This window comes from Mangrovimicrobium sediminis, assembly GCF_004745945.1.
In the GTDB taxonomy this organism is placed as follows: domain Bacteria; phylum Pseudomonadota; class Gammaproteobacteria; order Pseudomonadales; family Halieaceae; genus Mangrovimicrobium; species Mangrovimicrobium sediminis.
In genome coordinates, this window is the sequence record NZ_SRLE01000012.1 from 1 (window position 1) to 19,076 (window position 19,076).

Genomic DNA, 19,076 nt, shown 5'->3' on the forward strand with positions numbered 1-19,076 from the left:
CAGTCGCGGTGGGGGCCTGCCACGCTCGCACCTGCCTCTTGCTGGGAATACCTGACCGGTGATCGCCTGCGCGCTCCGGGGGGCTTCGAGGGTTGCCGGGAGACCCGCGGGTGGAGCGCTCTCAAGATCGCGCCCCTCCGGGGTGCCCTCGGTTGGTCGGGAGCCTTAAAGCGCTTCGCTGTCTCCCTCCACGCCCTCGGCGCGTCTTTTGCGAGCGCTCCGCCCGCCCGTCTCCCGGCACTTGCAACTCGAAACTCGGTGGGCCGTGATTCGTAGTCGGTGGTCCGCAGTTCGCGGGGGGCGGTGTGCGGAAAGCAGCAACTCGAGCCTCCCAACACGCTGTTTCGCGCAATGCGAGGACCGGCAGCGGGGGTGTTGGCCGCGGAAATCACGTCTGACGCCGAGGGAGAGGCGGGAGACAGCGAAGCGCTTTAAGGCTCCCGACCGACCGAGGGTACCGCGGAGCGGCGCCAGACTGGAGCGGCCAACGCTCCCGCTGCCGGGCCGTCAGTGGTGAATGGGACTGGTAGCACTTTTGTAGCAAAGCACGGTGTTCAACGGCCAGAAGCGTCAGCCCTTCCAGGGTGAGTTCGCTTTTCGAACCCTGGAAGGGCTGACGCTTCCGGCGACGAACCGAACCACTTGATCACCTCGGCCAGCATTTCCCACCCGTAGACCGGGGTCAGAGTCGAGACTCCGACCCCTCGGTTCGCGCAGGCAGGCCGGGGTCAGAGTCGTGACTCTGACTACTCGGGCAGGGATACACGCGCAAAAAAAAGCCCGGCACGAAAGGCCGGGCAAGGAACATGATCGTTTACGCGCCGAATTGTTTGGCCGTGAGGTCCAGCGCCTTGTGCAGCATCTCGACCAGGTCGTCCAGCTCGGCGACGCTGCTGACCAGCGGCGGGGCCATGATCATCGCGTCGCCCGTCTGGCGCACCATCAGGCCCAGTTCGTTGGCCGTGTTGCGGCAGAACACCGCGGCGGCACTCTTGTCCGCCAGGCGCTCGCGGGAGGATTTGTCGCGCACCAGTTCGACCGCGGCGAACATGCCGCGACCGCGCACCTGGCCGACGATCGGGTGGTCTTCCAGTTCGCGCAGGCGGGACTGCAGGTGCGGGGCCAGGTTGGCGGCGGCGCTGCTGATGATGTCGGTTTCGCGCAGGACCTTCAGGGTCGCGAGGCCCGCGGCGGCCGCGGTGGGGTGGCCGGAGTAGGTCAGGCCGTGGGTGAACTCGCCCGGGCTGGCCAGCAGTACGTCGGCGACCTTGTCGCTGATCATCACGCCGCCCAGGGGCTGGTAGCCGTTGGTGACCGCCTTGGCGAAGGTCATCAGGTCCGGGCGGATGCCGAAGGTCTGGGAGCCGAACCAGCTGCCGGTGCGGCCGAAACCGCAGATCACCTCGTCGGCGATGAGCAGGATGTCGCGTTCGTCGCAGATGCGCTGGATTTCCGGCCAGTAGGTGTCCGGCGGGATGATCACGCCGCCGGCGCCCTGCACCGGCTCAGCGATGAAGGCGGCGACGTTGGCCTCGCCAAGCTCGTCGATCTTCTCTTCCAGCTGGCGCGCGACGCGGCGGCCGAAGTCGTCCGGGGTCTCGTCCAGGCCGGCCACTTCGAACCAGTGCGGCTGGTCGATGTGGTGGACGTAGTCCAGGCCGTTGGTCTGCTCGTGCATACCTTTCATGCCGCCGAGGGAGGCCGCGGCGATGGTCGAGCCGTGGTAGGCGTTGTTGCGGCTGATGATCAGCTTCTTCTCCGGACGGCCCTGCAGCTGGTAGTAGCGGTTGACCAGGCGCAGGTTGGTGTCGTTGGCTTCGGAGCCGGAGTTGGTGAAGAAGACGTGATTGAAGCGCTCCTCGGTGACTTCCACCAGGGCGCGGGCCAGCTCGATAGCCGGCTGGTTGGAGCACTGGAAGAAGTTGTTGTAATAAGGCAGGTTCTGCAGCTGCGCGGTGACCGCATCGACGATGCCCTGCTGGCTGTAGCCGAGGTTGCAGCACCACAGCCCGGACATGCCGTCGAGCATGCGGTGGCCGTCCGAGGTGTAAATGTAGATGTGTTCCGCGCGCGAGAAGACGCGACCACCGCGCTCGGCGTAGTCGTGAAAGTCGGTGAACGGGTGAAAGTGGTGGGCCTGGTCCAGCGCTTTCAGGTTGTCCGTGGTGGCCTGCATGTTCATCGGCTCGCTCTCCGTGGCGGGAAGACGCCGCCCGCAGTGTTTTCTACCCGGAAGAGGTATGGCTGGACGGGAGGCTAGAATGTTTAATAGTCTGGCATACAGGCCGGTGCAGGAAATTACCCCGAAGGTGGTGTTTTCGCCGGCAACTGAAGTGAGCCCCAACCATGGCAGACAATGAACAGCTTCTCCAGGCCTTTCTGGAGGAGAATCCCGATATAGAAATGTTCGAGGTAATGCTCCTCGATCTCGGCGGCAACCTCCGCGGCAAGTGGGTTACCCCGGACAAGATGCCCGGAGTCATGGCCGGGCAGATGAAACTCCCCCTGACCACCCTGGCCCTGGACGCCTGGGGTCGCGACATCGAGGACCTGGTCTTCGACAAGGGCGATGGCGACGGTTATTGCGTGCCCGACCCGCGCACCCTGGCGGCAGTGCCCTGGATGGCGCGCCCCGGCGGCCAGGTGCTGGTCTCCATGCACGAAGTCGACGGCGGCCCCTGCGGCTACGACCCGCGCGCGGTAGTGGAGCGGCTGATGCAGCGTCTGGCCTCTCACGGTTACCGCGCGGTGATGGCCACGGAGATGGAGTTCAACCTGCTCAAGGACGAACGCGACTTCATGGGGCGGCCGGCCCACTCCCAGGAGGACAGCGTGGGCGGTTCCGTCGGCGCCGGCCACACCTACGGCATCGAGAGCATGCAGGAAGTAGCCGAGCTGATGCACGAGATCCGCGATGCCTGCGACGCCCAGGGCCTGCCCATCGACACCCTGACCAAGGAGGCGGCGCCCTCCCAGTACGAGATCAACCTCTATCACAACGACGACGCCCTGGTCGCCGCCGACCAGGCTGTGATGCTGCAGCGGCTGATCCGCGGTGTGGCGCGCAACCACGACCTGCTGGCCACTTTCATGGCCAAGCCCTTCGGCGACATCGCCGGCAACGGCATGCACGTGCACTGCAGCCTGCTGGACGCCGATGGCAACAACGCCTTTGACGACGGTACCGGTGCGGGCACTCCCCTGCTGCGCCAGGCGGTGGCCGGCTGCCTCGAGACAATGCCCGACTGCATGCTGCTGCTGGCGCCGAGCCTGAATTCCTACCGGCGTTTCACCCGCGGTACCCACGCGCCGCTGACGCCCTGCTGGGGCTACGAGAATCGCACGGTGGCCCTGCGCGTGCCGGCGGACGCGCCCGCCGCGACCCGCCTGGAACACCGCGTCGCCGGTGCCGACGCCAACCCCTACCTGGTCATTGCCGGCCTGCTGGCCGGTATCGTCCACGGTATCGAGCGCGGCCTGGAGCCGCCGGAACCGCTGGCGGGCAACGCCTACGAGCAACTCGAACCCAGTCTGCCCCAGCACTGGTCCGAGGCCTTCGAATGCTTCCGCGACTCGGCCTTCATCACCGACACCTTCGGTCACGAATTCCAGGACGTCTACTGCGCCCTCAAGCAACAGGAGATGGACGAGTTCGACCACCATGTCACGCCGCTGGAGTACGACGCCGGTCTCTAGCGGCGACGCTCTCGCGGCGCGCTGACCAGTCGCCCGCGTACGCTCTTTGCTTTCGGCCCGGGCGCTTGCCCAATGCCGTTTACGACGCACTGCCGGCGTGCCCCGCGTGCGTCGGCAGCGGCGGCTGCGGGACCTCTCCTTTAGCGTAAATACCGTGAAAAATAGTCACTGCTACCCCTTTGGGGTTGGTTCACCCGGGGCGTATCATTGTGCCAATTGACTTTGCATTTCCGAGTGGCCTATCTTCGATTTTTGCTGTTTTTTGTTTAGGGGAACTAACATGTCAGCAACCTTGGATATAGCGGGCTCGCCCCGTTGTGGTAGAAAAATTCTTGCTACAGCGGTCACCTCAGCCATCCTGGCGAGTGCCCTGTCCGTGCCGGCCCGCGCCCAGGGCATCGAAGAAGTCATAGTCACCGCCACCAAACGCGCCGAGTCGGTGATGGACGTGCCGCTGGCGATTACCGCCATCTCCGGCAACACCATGCGCGACGCCAACCTCGACGACGTCAAGGACCTGATCGCCTACAGCCCGGGTATAACCGGCAACTCCAAAGACAGCTTTATCGATTACGTCAGCGTGCGCGGCATCCTGACCAACGACTTCGGCATCGGCGGCGACCCCTCGGTGGGCATCTACAAGAACGACCTGTACCAGGGCCGCAACGGCGCCGTCGTCACCAGCCTCTACGACATCGAGCGCGCGGAAGTGCTGCGCGGTCCGCAGGGTTTCCTGTTCGGCCGCGGCGCGATTTCCGGGGCCATGAGCATTTATACGGTTAAGCCGGACTTCGACGGCGTGCACGGCTACGCCGAGGTGGACGTCGGCGAGCGCGGCCACCTGGTGACCGAGGGCGGCATCAACCTGCCGGTCAGCGACAGCCTGGCCTTCCGTGTGGCCGCCTACCACTCCGAGGAAGACGGCTACTCGCGCAATGTTCGCGACGGCGAGAAGTACATTACTCACGACAAGGACGCGCTGCGCCTGTCGGCACTGTTTGAATCCGGCGACCTCACTGTCAACTTCATGGCGGAATACGAGACCCGCGACCAGTCCGGCTCCATCTACATGGCTACCGGCAGCGGCGAGGGCTACGACTACCTGTCCGAAATCTACGGCGATTTCGGCTTCCCGATGAAGGACAACGACCTCGATTCGGACATGTTCCTGGGCAACCGCGACGGCGGCGACATCTACAGCTACGGCCTGCGTATCGACTACGACATGCCCTTCGCCACCTTCTCGTCGATCACCGGCTACCGCGACCACGACTTCGACTACGCCGAGGACTTCGACGGCCTGCCGCTGATCATCAACGCCTACGCCCAGGAGCAGAGCGGCGATTACTTTGAGCAGGAATTCCGCCTGGTCTCCAACAGTGACGGCCCGCTCAACTGGTACGCGGGCGCGTCCTTCTACCAGGAGGACATCGAGGCGACCTTCTCCCAGGCGATGAGTGAGGACTTCTTCTGCTCCGCCTACTTCGCCTACTACGAGACCACCTGTGAGGACCTGTTCGCCTACTACAAGGACTACGCCGCCTACTACCCGGACGGCGAGTACGTGCAGTACTTCCTCGACTACTTCGGCACCTTCGACTGGGAAGGCAGCGCCAACGGCGCGATGATCGACCGCAACCGCGCCCACGGCAAGTACAAGGGCTACGCGGCGTACATCGACCTCAGCTACGACTTCAACGAGCAGTGGGACGCCAGCGTCGGCGTGCGCTACACCTACGACGAGAAGGACTTCAGCAACCTGGTGCTGCCGTCCAACAGCCCGGTGCTGGGCACCCGCGCGGCGCTGGGCTTCACCACCCCGCAGGGACCGGTCAAGGCGTCCGACGACTGGGATGAGATTACTCCGCGCGCCATCCTCAACTACCACCCGAGTGACGACACGCTGGTGTTCGCCAGCGTCACCTGGGGTTACAAGTCCGGCGGCTTCAACACCTTCGGCCTGACCCCACCGGCGGAGTTCGGCATCACCGAGGCGGTCTCGCCGGAATACCGGCCCGCGGGCTTCGACCCGGAGAACTCCCTGTCCTACGAGATCGGCTACAAGGGCGTACTCGGCGACAGCACGCGGATCACAGCCAACGCCTTCTATTACGAGTACGAAGACCTGCAGGCGAGCTACTACGACGGGGCGCTGTTCTACGCCGAGAACGTCGGCCAGGTGGATGGCTGGGGCTTCGAGGGCACCCTGACCCAGAATCTCGGCGAGTACCTGGACCTCAACCTCGGCCTCGCCTGGTTCGACAGCGAGGGCAAGGACGTGCAGAAGATCTGCGGCAACACCGACGACTGTGAGGGCGCCGCGATTCCCTGGGCGCCGGAGTGGTCGGGCTTCGCCACCCTCGACGCGCACACGGAGTTCATGGACGGTGAGTTGTTCGGCCTGCTCGCCTACAACTTCCAGACCGAGCAGTACGGCGGCTGGGAACCCAACAGCCAGGAACTCGACGGCTGGGGTGAACTACAGTTCACCGCCGGCTACCGCGGCGAGCGCTGGAGCCTGGCGGCCTATGTCGACAACGTCACCGACGAGTACTACTACGACGGCGTGTCCAACGGCGACTCGGTGTACCCGGCGCATTTCTTCGGGCCCAGTCGCCCGCGTACGTTTGGCGTGAAAGTTGGTTTCAGCACCGACTGATACCCGCGAACCCCGGGCGCTGCTGGTCCGGGGTTTTCGCGCCCTGTCGGAAGGCAACCTCAACGAGGCGGCGACCTGCTGCAAGATCGCACTGGGTCGCGACCCGAAACTGGCGCCGGCCCACCTGCTGGTGGGCCTGATCGGCCTGGAGAGCGGCGACCGCCGCGCGGCCCTGGCCGCATTTTCTGCCGTCACCCGCCTGCAGCCGCAACAGGCCGCCGCCTGGGCGCACCTCGCCCGGCTGCTGGCCGAGGGAGGCCAGGTGAACCGCGCCGATGTCGCCCTGCGCAATGCGATGCAGCGTGAGAACAACGATATCCCCGATGTTCTCGACGTGATCGGCCATGCGCTGTCGCTGCTCGGCGAGTACGCCGAGGCCGAGTCCTGGTTCCGCCGCGCCAGCCAGGCGCAGCCGGACAACCCCGCCTACCGCGTCAACCTCGCCAACAACCTCATCTACCTGGGCAAGAACGACGCCGCCCGCGAGGAACTCGACGCCGCACTGCGCCTGGGGCCGGGGAGCGCCCAGGCGCACTGGTTGCTGGCCGGGCTGGAGCGCGCCCGCGACCGCAGCCATATCGACGAGGTGCGCCCGCTGCTCGAGCGCCGTCCCCTGCCGCTGCGCGGACAGGCCTTCGCCTGGTACGCCATCGGCAAGGAACTGGAGGACCTCGAGGCCTGGGACGAGGCCTTCGACGCCTTTACGCAGGGGGCGAAAGCACGGCGCGCCACCCTGGATTACGACGAGGCACAGGAAGCGGCCACGTTTGCCAGCCTGGCCGAACACTACACCGCCGAATGGCTGTCCGGCTGCGCGCCGGGGCTGGAAGACGACAGCCCGGTGTTCATCGTCGGCCAGCCGCGCAGCGGCACGACACTGGTCGAGCGCATCGTCACCGCCCACAGCGCGGTGCATTCGGCCGGCGAGTTGCAGCAGTTCGGTAACGGCGTGCGCCGCCTCACCCAGTACGACGGCGAGGCGCGCTTCAGCCCGCAGTTGTTCGAGGGGGCGCTGGCGCTGGACCCGGCGGCACTGGGCCGCGACTACCTGCAGCGCACCGCCCGGCTGCGCGGGGACCTGCCGCGCTTCGTCGACAAACTGCCCTACAACTACTTGTTCCTGCCGCACATCCTGGCGGCCTTCCCGCGGGCGAAGATCATCCACCTGGTGCGCGACCCGCGCGACGTGTGTTTTTCCGTGTTCAAGCAGCTGTTCGCCGACGCCTATCCGCACTCCTACGACCTCGGCGAGATGGCGCGGCATTTCGTGCGCTATCACCAGCTGATGCAGACCTGGCGCGAGCGTTTTCCCGGGCGCTTCCTCGATGTGCACTACGAGGAAGTGGTCGCCGATGTGGACGCCGGCGCGCGGTGTATCATCGACTACCTGGAGCTGCCCTGGGAGGATGCCTGCCGCGATTTTCACCTGCAGTCCGCCGCGGTCAGTACCGCCAGCGCGGTGCAGGTGCGCCAGCCCGCCCATACCCGCTCGGTAGCGCGCTGGCGGCGCTACGAACGACAGATGGCCCCGGCCATCGACATTCTCGACGCCGCCGGCGTCCTGCCGCAGGACTGACCTTCCCGCTTTATTTTTGGAGGAGAAACACCCATGCAATGCCGCAACGTCCGTTCAACGGGGGGACTGCTCGCCGCAGTGCTCACCGGTTTCAGCAGTTTCGCCCTGGCCGCGCCGGATACCGTGTTCATCAACGCCCGGGCCTACACCATGGACCCGCAGCAGCCGTGGGCACAGGCCGTGGCGGTGGAGGATGGCCGCATCAGCTATGTCGGCGACAACGCCGGTGCAACGGCACTGGGCGATGCCGACACCCGCCTGGTCAACCTGGACGGCAAAATGCTGCTGCCGGGCTTCATCGATACCCATATTCACCCCCTGTCCGGCGGCGCCTATGCGCAAACCCTGTCGCTGGTGACCAGCGGCACGGTGGATGAATGGGTGGCGGCCATCGCCGAGTACGCGAAGGACAACCCCGGCGACGGCCTGATCTTCGGCTATGGTTTCCTCGCTACCACCTTCGGACCCGCCGGCCCGACCCGGCAGATGATCGACGCCGTGGTCGCCGACCGCCCGGTGCTGATCATGGACGAGGGCTTCCACGGCGCCTGGGCCAACAGCGCGGCCCTGCAACAGCTCGGCATTACCCGCGATACGCCGGACCCGGTGCCCGGCTTCAGCTACTACAAGCGCGATGCCAGCGGCGAGCCCACCGGCTACCTGCTGGAGGAAACCGCCGGCATGGCCATGGACGCGCTGGAGGCGATCTCCCCGGAGAGCATCATCGACGGCAGCGAAGTGATCATCGACACACTCAACAGCTTTGGCGTCACCGCGCTGTTCGATGCCCACGAGATGGATATCGCCGACAGCCTGCCGCAGGTGCTGGGCGAGCTGACCGAGCGCGATGCGTTGACCGTGCGCATCGTCGGCAGCTACAAGCCTGCCGGTCCCGCGGAAATCGGCGACGCGGTCGAGACAACCCTGGCCTGGGGCCGCGAGCTGCGCGGCGAGCGCTACCAGTTCGACGTGCTCAAGCTGATGCTGGACGGCACGGTGGAGGGCCGCACCGCCGCCATGTTCGAGGACTACCAGGGCGAACCGGGCAACCGCGGCGACCTGGTGTTCGACCAGCCCCAGGTGTCCGCGGCGCTGGTCGCCGCGGCGGCGGCGGGGGTGGACGTACACATGCACGCCATCGGCGACCGCGCGGTGAACCAGGCGCTGAACGGCGTGGAGGCGGCGCGCAAGGCGCACCCGGACAGCGGCTCGCGCTACACCATCTGCCATATCGAGGTGATTGCCGACGCGGACCTCGACCGCTTCGCCAAACTGGGGGTGATCGCCCAGTCCAGCCCGCTGTGGGCGTCCTACGACTACGCCGGCGAGGCGTTTGTCAGCGACGACCAGTTCCAGCGCTACTGGCGCTACCACAGCCTCGCCGAGCGCGGCGTGCGCCTGACCTGGGGCAGCGACTACCCGGCCAGCGGCGGTGGCCTGCAGGGCATGTCACCCCTGCTGCAGATGGAGATCGGCATCACCCGGCAGGACGCGGGCGACCCGCAGGCGCCGGTGCAGCCGCTGCCGAGCGAGCGCATGGACGTGGCGGCGATGATTCGCGGTTACACCCTGGACGCGGCCTACCAGTTGCACATGGAAGACCAGCTGGGTTCGCTGCAAGTGGGCAAGCTGGCCGACCTCGTGGTGCTGGAGCGCGACCTGTTCGAGGTGCCCAGTCACGAGATCCACGCGGTGGGGGTCAGTGCCACCTACCTCGGCGGCGAGCAGGTTTTCGCTGCCGAAGCTGCGCAGGACTGAGGGTCAGCCGCGACGAACGGGGAGCTAGCGCTCCCCTTTTTTTGCCGGGCGCGGCGGCGGCTGCAGGTAGGCGATCAGGGTGTCGCCGCCGCTGTAGTCCTGCGCGCTCATCAGTGAATCCAGGAACAGGTAGAACAGCTCCGCCTGCGAGGAGACCTCGAGCTTGGCATAGGCGTGCTTGCGGTGCAGCTTGACCGTCTCCATTGAAATCGACAGCTTGTCCGCCACGGTCTTGGTGCTGTGCCCGTGCAGCACAAGGTTGATGACCTGGGTCTCGCGCTCGGTGAGTAGGCTGCGGCCGAAGGACTCCAGCGCGCTGTGCAGTTGCGCGCGCAGGTTGACCCCGGCGTCCTGCACCGGGCGCAGCGCCCAGTGCTTGCGCGCCAGCGCGGCCACCGCCGGGTAGACGTCCTGCAGCAGCTCGCACTCGCGCCGGGTGAAACTGGCGCGCGCTGCGGTCTTGCCCAGGGCCACGTTGACGAAGCCCGTCTCGCTCACCGGAATGATAAATCCGCACTCATCCTGGTAGCCGCAGCTGCGGTACCAGGTCTTGTAGTACTCGCTTTCCTTGAAGCCCTGCGGCGAGAGGTCGCGCAGGCGGAACACGCCGCTGAGACCGTCGCTGGAGCCGGCCAGGTAGTAGGGGTCGAGCAGGAAGGCGCCCTTGACGAAATTGTCCAGCGTGGAGCGCTCGGCGGTGGCCGGCACCTCGAAATACTCGATGACCGGCAGCTCGGTCTCCGGGTAGAGGATGACCGTGGCGTCGTCCACCGGTACCAGTTCGCGCAGGGTGGCGACCAGCTCGCGCGGGAAATCGTCGCTGTCGACGTTGTCGATGAGGCCGGCGAGGTGCTGGCTGTAGGTGGCGAGCTGGGACATGGTCGGGCGTATGGGGATTTGTACGCATAATAACCCAATCTGCGGGCCGGCGCCCCAGGCCGGTTCGTCCCCGCGCCGGCAGCGGTGCTAGACTGGTCTGTCACCACGCGGCGTGCGAAGGCGCCGGAACAGGCCATGCAGCAGATCGTCGAGAAACAACTCGCGCTGGACGAAGTCAGCGTCCACCTGGAAACCCTGCGCTGGGAGGGGGTGGAGTCGATGCCGGCCTATTCCGGCTACCGCCTGTCCCAGCGCCTGTCCGACACCCATTCCCCCCTGCGCATCGGCAACGCGGATGTGCCCGAGGTATTGCCGCGGGTGCGTTCCGTCGGCCTGCTGCCACCGGGGCGCTCGATCCGCATGTTTCCGGTGGAGGCACCGCTGCGCATCGTCTACTGCGTGTTCGACGAGCGCTGGTTCGAGGACGCCACCGGCTACGCCCTCGCCGACTGGGAGCGCCACATCGGCTCGCTGGTGCTGATCCGCAACCCGCGGCTGGAGCTGCTGATGCAGGATATCCACGCCGAGATGGAGCAGCCCGGCTTCGGCCACGAGCAGTTGATCGCCGCCGCGGCGCGCCTGCTGGTGGTGGAACTCGGGCGCTTCATCCGCGAACTGGAGGCCAGGGCCGGCGGCCAGGGCGAGGGCCCGGGCATGGCGCCCTGGCAGTTGCGCCGGGTGCAGGATCGTATCGAGGCCTCGCTGGAGCTGGGCTACCCGGGCCTCGGTGAACTCGCCGAGCTGTGCGGCATCAGTCAGGGCCACCTGGCGCGGTCGTTCAAGGCCTCCACCGGCTGGCAGATCCACAAGTACATCGCCGAGCAGCGCCTGCGCAGCGCCCAGGTGCTGCTCGCCCAGCCCGCGCTCAGCTGCGAGGAGATCGCCCAGCGCCTGGGCTTCAAGAGTCCCGCGTATTTCTCCACCGTGTTCCGGCGCATGACCGGGCGCACGCCTACCGAGTATCGCCGTCAGGCGCTGGCTGCCACGCCCGGCGTAGCGACTGAACTGGCGAAACGCCTGGGATAACCCAGGACCCACCCGCGCTATCGGTTTTCCGGCAGGCTATCGAATTCCTGACATTTTCGCCCGGCGCTTCGAGGGCCGCGCGTTTACAGCGCGGCGCGGCCGGGGCTATGGTATTTCGGCCTGTGCAGGTGCCTGCCAGGCGTGCACGACCAATAACAAGGGCACCGCGAAGGAGGGCAGCACATGCCGCAGCAGACACGTTCGGAACCGGAGCTGCCGGGGGCCGCGGTCGACAATGGGCCGTATCTTTCCGAGCTGGATTTCAGCGCGTTCCGCATGCAGGTCAGCACCGACCGCTACAACTCCACGGAGTACCTGGCGCGCGAGCGCGAACTGCTGTGGATGCGCACCTGGCAGGTGGCCGGGCGCGAGGACGAGCTGCCGGATACCGGCGACTGGACCGTGTACACGCTGTTCGACCAGTCGTTCGTCATTGCCCGCGGCCGCGATGGACAGCTGCGCGGTTTCGTCAACGCCTGCCGCCATCGCGGCAATCAGTTGTGCGAGGGCAGCGGCCACGCTGCGCGCTTCACCTGCCCCTACCACCGCTGGTCCTTCGACCTCGACGGCCAGCTGGTTGGCGTGCCGCGGCCGGACTTCGACGGCTCGCTGGAAGTCTTCGTCGGCGAGCGCGAGGCACTGGGCCTGGTGCGGGTACCTGTCGAGTGCTTCGCAGGCTTCATGTTCATCAATCCGGACCCGCAGGCGGCCCCGCTGGCGGACTACCTGGGCGAAGTAGTGGACCTGCTGGCACCCTACCGCATGCACGAGATGGTGCCGGTGGGCATCAACGTGCGCGAGGCGCTGGACTGCAACTGGAAGGTGATCATGGATGCCTTCCAGGAGGGCTACCACATCCAGGGTGTACACCCGGAGCTGATCCCGGCGATGGACGAATCCCGCGAGCGCTACCGCTTCTACGGCGACCACAGCGTTGCCACCGCGCCCTTCGGTGCCTCCAACCTTGCCGACATCAGCCCCGCGGACCAGGTGGCGGCGATCCGCGAACTGCCGGCAACTTTCCCCGGCGTGGCGGAGGTACTGCCGCGCTTCGAGGAACTGCTCGAGGCCAGCCGTGGTACGGACGGCGAACTGGTGTTCACCGAGGCAGTGAACGCGCGCAGCCTGTTGCAACAGGCCACCCGCGATACGCTCACCGCGAAGGGCCTGGATGTCAGCGGCCTCACCGATACGCAGATGAGCGATAACCATTTCTACCTGTTGTTCCCGAATTTCTTCCTCACTATCCGCGCCGGCGAGGCGACCTTCATCAGCTCGGTGCCGCACCCGGACGGCGACCCCAACCGCTGCATCTGGCACGTGACCGGCTTCATGTGGCTGCCGCCGGAGGAGCGCGCCGCGGCGCGCGCACCGCTGGTGGAGGTGAGCGAACCGGGCAGTTTCGAGTATTTCCTCGCCCTGCAGCAGGACTACGAACAGATGCAGCGGCAGCAGAAGGGCCTGCGCAATACGCGCCTCGAACACATGGCGCTGACCCGCCAGGAAGTGCGCCTGGCCTGGTTCCACGAAGTGCTGGACCGCTGGGTCGCGCAGGGCCCGGCCTGACGCCGCCGGGCCGACACATTTAAAATGACAACAGGAGGCTGGCAGCCATGACCAGTGACATACAACCGCGCTTTCGGGTGCGCGATCTCAAGCCCGCGATCGGCAGCGAGGTCCTCAGCGATCGCGATACCCTGCTCGGCGGAGAGTATGCCGGACAGATCCGCGAGCTGATGGAGCAGCGCGGCGTGCTGGTGTTCCCCGGCATCGGCCTGGACGACGCCGACCAGGTGGCATTCACCAAAACCCTGGGTACATTTGCCTACGAGGTGCAGGGCGACGAGATCTTCAAGATCACCATGGACAGCCGCGAGAACGACCGCGCCGATTACCTCAAGGGTGCATTTTTCTGGCACATCGACGGCACCATGTCCAAGGTGCCGATCCTGGCCTCCATCCTCACCGCGCGGGTGCTGCCCAGCGAGGGCGGTGATACCGAGTTCTGCAACACCTACGCCGCCTACGATGCGCTGCCCGAGTCGCGCAAGGCGGAGATTGAAGACCTGCGCGTGCTGCATTCATTCTGGAACTCCCAGCTCTACCACCAGCCGGAACCGACCCTGGCCAAACTGGAGGAGTGGATGTCGTTGGGTACCCAGGAGCTGCCGCTGGTGTGGAAACACCGCTCCGGGCGCAAGTCGCTGGTCCTCGGCAATACCGCGCAATACGTGATCGGTATGGACAGCATGGGCAGCGCGCGCCTGCTGCACGGCCTGCGCGAGTGGGCCACCGGCGAGGCGTTCTTCTATCGCCACCAGTGGTCGCCGGGCGACATGGTGATCTGGGACAACACCGGCACCATGCACCGCGCCACACCTTACGACGCGGCCAGCGGGCGCATGATGCACCGCACCAAGCTGGAGGGCGAGGAGCCCTTCCAGTAGGGCGCGGTATGCGCCGGCGTCAGTCGGTGCTGGCGGCGGCCGCGTCCACAATCCACTGCCCGGAGTTCTGCGCCTGCTCGTAGATGTCGAGGTGGCTGATGCGGTTGTCATCGTTGAAGCGGTACACGGCGATCACGTTCTTGCGAATGAACTCCTCGCCCTTGTAGTGGCGCTCCTCGATTTCCTGGAACACGCTGCGGCCGACCTCGGTGATATGGAACACCGTGGTCTCGAAGCGCGTGCCGCCGGCCCACTCGGTGAGGAAGCGCGCGTACTGCGCCCAGTCGAGTTCCTCGAGGTAGGCGCCCACCCGCTTGAACTCGTCCACCGCGACGACCTCCTTCAACGGGTCCCAGTCGGCCTCGGTGAGCTGGCCGCCGGTAACCCGGCTTTCGATCATCTCGCAGTAGCGCAGCACGATCTCGGTGAGCGGCCCGGCGCTGTCGGTGCTGCCGGTGGCTGTGGTGAATTGCATGGTCTCTCCCGCGGTGTTATCGGTTATTGTCCGCCCGTTCCGGGCAGTAGCTACGCTAGGCCGAAGCCGGCTCGGTGTAAACCGTCGCGCCGTCGGCCGTGGTTTTTTGCATCAGGATTTCGAAAGTCACACGCGAAGTCGAAAGCGCCCGGCCTCCCCCCAGAAGGGAATGGGTATCCCCGCGCTACCCTGTTACCGTGGCGCGCTTTTCGAACCAGTAACGGAGGTGTGCGCGATGGCTGGCACCCAGTGGCAGAAATTCGACTGGCAGGACCCCTTCGGCCTGCAGCGGCAACTGACTGATGAGCAGCGCATGGTGCAGGACAGCGCGCGCCAGTACGCGCAGGACAAGCTCCTGCCACGTGTGCGCGAGGCGTTCCGCCGTGAAGAGACCGACCCGGCCATCTTCCGCGAGATGGGCGAACTGGGCCTGCTCGGCTCCACTATCGAGGGCTACGGCTGCCCGGGTGTGGACGAAATCTGCTATGGCCTGGTTGCCCGCGAGGTGGAGGCCGTGGACTCCGGCTACCGCTCGATGATGAGCGTGCAGTCCTCGCTGGTGATGTACCCGATCTACGCCTACGGCGACGAGGCCCAGCGCGAGAAGTACCTGCCGAAACTGGCCAGCGGCGAGTGGATCGGTTGCTTCGGCCTCACCGAGCCGGACCACGGCTCCGACCCCGGCGGCATGGTCACCCGCGCGCGCACGGTGGACGGCGGCTATCGCCTGTCCGGCGCCAAGATGTGGATCACCAACAGCCCGATCGCCGATGTCTTCGTGGTCTGGGCCAAGACCGACGACGGTGTCATCCGCGGTTTCGTGCTGGAAAAAGGCATGGAAGGACTCTCGGCGCCCAAGATCGAGGGTAAGCTTGCGCTGCGCGCCTCGATCACCGGCGAGATCGTCATGGACGACGTGTTCGTTCCGGCGGAAAACCTGCTGCCCAATGTGCAGGGGCTGAAGGGGCCTTTCGGTTGCCTGAACAAGGCGCGCTACGGCATCGCCTGGGGCGCACTTGGCGCGGCCCAGACCTGCTGGCACACCGCCCGCGATTACACCCTGGAGCGCAAGCAGTTCGGCCGGCCGCTGGCGGCAACCCAGCTGGTGCAGTTGAAGCTCGCCGACATGCAGACCGAAATTTCTGTCGCCCTGCAGGCCTGCTACCGCGCCGGCCAGTTGATGAGCGCCGGGGAGATGGCGCCGGAGCTGGTCTCGCTGATCAAGCGCAACTCTTGCGGTAAGGCACTGGAGATTGCGCGCACCGCCCGCGACATGCTCGGCGGCAACGGCATCTCCGACGAATACCCGGTGATGCGCCACATGTGCAACCTCGAGGTGGTCAACACCTACGAGGGCACCCACGACATCCACGCCCTGATCCTCGGGCGCACGCAGACGGATATTCCGGCGTTCTGATTGTTGTCGCTGAGTGTCAGCGCCGCCCCGGGAACGCCGGGGCGGCAGCATCAAAAATTTGGGGAAATCGGAAAGGGCGATCCGCCTGCGGCGCAGGCGGACGCGATGACTGTCAGCCGTTTGCCAACACCTGCTCCGGCGGGTGGTATTCGTAGCCCAGCGCTTCGGCCACCGCTTCACAGGTGACTGCACTTTCAAAGATATTCAAGCCGTTCATCAGGTGGCGATCGTCGAGCAGCGCCTGCCGGTAGCCCTTGTCGGCCAGCGCCAGGGTGAAGGGTAGGGTGGCGTTGTTCAGGGCCATGGTCGAGGTGCGCGCGACGCCGCCGGGCATGTTGGCTACGCAGTAGTGCACCACGCCTTCCTCGACGTAGGTCGGGTTCTCGTGGGTGGTCGGCCGGCTGGTTTCGAAACAGCCGCCCTGGTCGATGGCCACGTCCACCACCACCGATCCCGGGCGCATGGCGCGCAGCATCTCGCGGGTCACCAGCTTCGGAGCCGCGGCGCCCGGTACCAGTACTGCGCCGATCACCAGGTCCGCGCCAGTGACGTGCTTCCACAGGGCTTCGCGGGTGGAGTAGATGGTGTTGAGCATGCAGCCGAACTGGAAATCCAGCTCTTTCAGGCGTTTCAGCGAGCGGTCGAGCACAGTGACATGCGCCTCCATGCCCATCGCCATGCGGATGGCGTTGGTACCGACCACGCCGCCGCCGATCACCACCACGCGCGCGGCTTCCACGCCGGGCACACCGCCCAGCAGCATGCCCGAGCCGCCCATGTGTTTTTCCAGTGCGTGGGCGCCGGCCTGGATGGACATGCGCCCGGCCACCTCGCTCATCGGCGAGAGCAGGGGCAGGGTGCCATCGTTGGCGGTAACGGTTTCGTAGGCGATGGCGATACAGCCGGAGTCGCGCAGCAGGCGGGTCTGCTCCGGGTCCGGCGCCAGGTGCAGGTAGGTGAACAGCACCTGGCCTTCGCGCAGCATGCGGCATTCCTCGGGCTGCGGCTCCTTGACCTTGACGATCATGTCCGCGGCGGCGAATACATCTGCGGCGTTGCCGGCGATCTCCGCCCCGGCTTCGCGGTACATGTCGTCGCTGAGTCCCACGCCGTCGCCGGCGCCGGTCTCGACCAGCACGCGGTGGCCGTGGTGGACCAGCTCCGCCACAGAACCGGTGGTCAGGCCCACGCGGAATTCCATGTTCTTGATTTCCTTCGGTACGCCGACGAGCACGCTGCCACCTCCACAGTAACGGGTTTGCGAATGCGCGTATGTTACGCCTTCATCGCGCGCATTGGATTACTCCAAAGGGGTAGCCGGAACTCGTCGCGGTAAGAACTCCACCGGCCGCGTATCTGCTACGCTGTAACGCTATCACTGCTATTATCGCCGGCTTTCCCAGGGAGATCTCCGCATGCGAATTCTGCTTTCAGCGATGGCACTTGGTTTGTGCCTGGTCGCGCCAACGACCTTCGCCAACTGGATCGAGAAGTCCGATGCCATCACCCTCGACGTGCTGCGCGCACAGGCGCAGTTCGAGCCCGAGGATGTCGGTGGCAACGGCCTCACCGGCTTCGACGACCAGGTGCTGGACCTGGGGCCACAGGCATTTGCCGAGTACAACGCCGTCCTACGGGCGCAGGTCGCGCGCCTGCAGGGATTGCTCGACAAGGAAAAGGACAAGCACCTGCGCGAGGATATCCAGATCCTCATCGAGGCGCTGGACGAGAAAGTCGCGCGGCGCGAACTCAAGCACGCGACGCTGATTCCTTTCATCAACGTCCACGAGTTCATCTACCAGAGCGTGCGCAGCCTGCTCGACCCGCGCAACGACAAGTCGCGCTACCCGGCGGCGCTCGAGCGCCTGGCCAGGTACGCCGGCAGTGCCGAAGGGTATGAGCCACTGGTGAAGCTGGCACAGGCGCGCACCAGCGAGCGTTTCGATGTGCCGGGGCTGGTCGGTCCCTACCGCGGCGAGCTGCAGAACTTCCTGGACACCGCCCCCGCCTATGTCGACGGTATCCGCGGCACGCTGGAGGCCAGCGGTCTCGAGGGCTGGGAGGACGATTTCGCGCTGCTGCAAACCCAGCTGCAGGCGTATTCCGACTGGGTGGGCGGTGTACTCATGCAGCACGCGCGCGAGAGCAGCCAGTTGCCGCCGGAAGTTTATGCCAACTCGCTGCAGCTGTGGGGCGTGGAATCGACTCCCGCCGAGTTGATCGAACAGGCGCGCTACAGCTACCAGTTGCTCAACAGTCAGATGCGGGCGCTGGCGGCGAACATTGCGCAGCAGCGCGGCTGGGAGAAAAAAGACCTGCGTTCGGTGATCGCCGCACTCAAGGCGGAGCAGGTGCCGCCGGACGAGGTGCTGCCCATGTACCAGCAGCGCCTGGCACAGCTGGAGGAGATCATCCGCAAGAAGAACATCGTCACCCTGCCCAAGCGCGACGCGGTGATTCGCCTGGCCACCGAGGCGGAGTCGGCATTTCCCGCGTCCTTCATGAACCCGCCGCAGTTGATCAACAACACCGGGCAGTACGGCGAGTTCGTGCTGGTGCAGAGCAACCCGGCGCTGGGCGACAAGGGCCGCATGGATGACTTCAGCCACGCGGCGATTACCTGGACACTCACCGTGCACGAGGCGCGCCCGGGTCACGAGTTGCAGTTCACGCGTATGGTCGAGGGCGGTGTGTCACTGGCGCGGGCAATCTTCGCCTTCAACAGCGCCAACGTCGAGGGCTGGGCGCTGTACGCGGAATCGGTGATGTACCCCTACCTGCCGCCGGAGGGGCAGCTGTTCTGCCTGTACTCGCTGTCATGGCGCGCGGCGCGCATGTTCCTCGACCCGATGGTCAACACCGGCCAGCTGAGCCGCGACGGGGCGCGGGATTTCCTCATGGAGCACATGCTGCTCTCCGAGCCGATGGCCAGTTCCGAGGCGGACCGTTACGCGTTCCGCCTGCCGGGGCAGGCGACCTCGTATTTCTACGGCTATCGCAAGCTGATGAGCCTGCGCACGGAGCTGGAAATCATCCTCGGCGATGAGTTCGACCAGCGCGCCTTCCACGACTTCATCCTGCAGCAGGGACTGCTGCCGCCGGGGCTGATGCGCGAGGCGGTACTGGAGGAGTTTGCGCCCTGA

General features: G+C 66.0%; 13 protein-coding genes. 9 read left to right on the forward strand and 4 right to left on the reverse strand.

Annotation, left to right across the window (positions count from 1 at the left end; translation table 11 throughout):
• Positions 1–814: 814 nt before the first annotated feature.
• Positions 815–2,182: an aminotransferase gene (locus E4634_RS16385; protein WP_135445743.1), complete on the reverse strand. Its 1,368-nt coding sequence runs from the start codon at positions 2,180–2,182 to the stop codon at positions 815–817.
• A 164-nt stretch (positions 2,183–2,346) separates the two neighbouring features.
• Here E4634_RS16385 and E4634_RS16390 point away from each other — a divergent pair, with 164 nt between their 5' ends.
• From E4634_RS16390 to E4634_RS16405, 4 genes are all read left to right on the forward strand, one after another.
• Entirely contained in the window at positions 2,347–3,696 is a 1,350-nt protein-coding gene (locus E4634_RS16390; RefSeq protein WP_135445744.1) for a glutamine synthetase family protein, read from the forward strand.
• A 280-nt stretch (positions 3,697–3,976) separates the two neighbouring features.
• Positions 3,977–6,355 carry a TonB-dependent receptor gene (locus E4634_RS16395; protein ID WP_135445745.1) on the forward strand — a complete coding sequence of 793 codons (2,379 nt, stop codon included), beginning with the start codon at positions 3,977–3,979 and terminating at the stop codon, positions 6,353–6,355.
• A complete protein-coding gene (locus E4634_RS16400) occupies positions 6,336–7,931 on the forward strand; it encodes a tetratricopeptide repeat-containing sulfotransferase family protein (RefSeq protein ID WP_135445746.1) in 1,596 nt (531 codons plus the stop codon). The genes E4634_RS16395 and E4634_RS16400 overlap by 20 nt, the downstream gene beginning before the upstream one ends.
• A 33-nt stretch (positions 7,932–7,964) precedes the next feature.
• Positions 7,965–9,689: an amidohydrolase gene (locus E4634_RS16405; protein WP_135445747.1), complete on the forward strand. Its 1,725-nt coding sequence runs from the start codon at positions 7,965–7,967 to the stop codon at positions 9,687–9,689.
• Between the two features lie 24 nt (positions 9,690–9,713).
• Here the strand turns inward: E4634_RS16405 and E4634_RS16410 are convergent, their stop codons facing one another.
• The gene (locus E4634_RS16410; protein ID WP_135445748.1) at positions 9,714–10,568 is read right to left on the reverse strand and encodes a response regulator transcription factor; all 855 of its coding nucleotides are present in this window, start codon (positions 10,566–10,568) and stop codon (positions 9,714–9,716) included.
• 135 nt (positions 10,569–10,703) lie between these two features.
• On the opposite strand from E4634_RS16410, the gene E4634_RS16415 reads away from it, so the two are divergent.
• The 3 genes from E4634_RS16415 to E4634_RS16425 all read left to right on the forward strand — a co-directional run bounded on the left by E4634_RS16415 (position 10,704) and on the right by E4634_RS16425 (position 14,041).
• Positions 10,704–11,594, forward strand: a complete 891-nt coding sequence (locus tag E4634_RS16415; RefSeq protein ID WP_135445749.1) for a helix-turn-helix domain-containing protein — start codon at positions 10,704–10,706, stop codon at positions 11,592–11,594.
• A 183-nt stretch (positions 11,595–11,777) separates the two neighbouring features.
• Positions 11,778–13,160 (forward strand): aromatic ring-hydroxylating oxygenase subunit alpha, encoded by a 1,383-nt coding sequence (locus E4634_RS16420; protein ID WP_135445750.1) that lies wholly within the window; start codon positions 11,778–11,780, stop codon positions 13,158–13,160.
• A 47-nt stretch (positions 13,161–13,207) separates the two neighbouring features.
• The gene (locus E4634_RS16425) at positions 13,208–14,041 is read left to right on the forward strand and encodes a TauD/TfdA dioxygenase family protein (RefSeq protein ID WP_135445751.1); all 834 of its coding nucleotides are present in this window, start codon (positions 13,208–13,210) and stop codon (positions 14,039–14,041) included.
• A gap of 19 nt (positions 14,042–14,060) precedes the next feature.
• Here E4634_RS16425 and E4634_RS16430 read toward each other — a convergent pair whose 3' ends face one another.
• Positions 14,061–14,516: a hypothetical protein gene (locus E4634_RS16430; protein ID WP_135445752.1), complete on the reverse strand. Its 456-nt coding sequence runs from the start codon at positions 14,514–14,516 to the stop codon at positions 14,061–14,063.
• A gap of 235 nt (positions 14,517–14,751) precedes the next feature.
• On the opposite strand from E4634_RS16430, the gene E4634_RS16435 reads away from it, so the two are divergent.
• Complete coding sequence (locus tag E4634_RS16435) at positions 14,752–15,933, forward strand: acyl-CoA dehydrogenase (RefSeq protein ID WP_135445753.1); 1,182 nt, start codon at positions 14,752–14,754, stop codon at positions 15,931–15,933.
• 112 nt (positions 15,934–16,045) lie between these two features.
• On the opposite strand, the gene ald is transcribed toward E4634_RS16435, so the two are convergent.
• The gene (ald, locus tag E4634_RS16440; RefSeq protein WP_135445754.1) at positions 16,046–17,167 is read right to left on the reverse strand and encodes an alanine dehydrogenase; all 1,122 of its coding nucleotides are present in this window, start codon (positions 17,165–17,167) and stop codon (positions 16,046–16,048) included.
• A 181-nt stretch (positions 17,168–17,348) separates the two neighbouring features.
• Here ald and E4634_RS16445 point away from each other — a divergent pair, with 181 nt between their 5' ends.
• On the forward strand, positions 17,349–19,076 hold the full coding sequence (locus E4634_RS16445; protein WP_135445755.1) for a DUF885 domain-containing protein: 1,728 nt from the start codon (positions 17,349–17,351) through the stop codon (positions 19,074–19,076).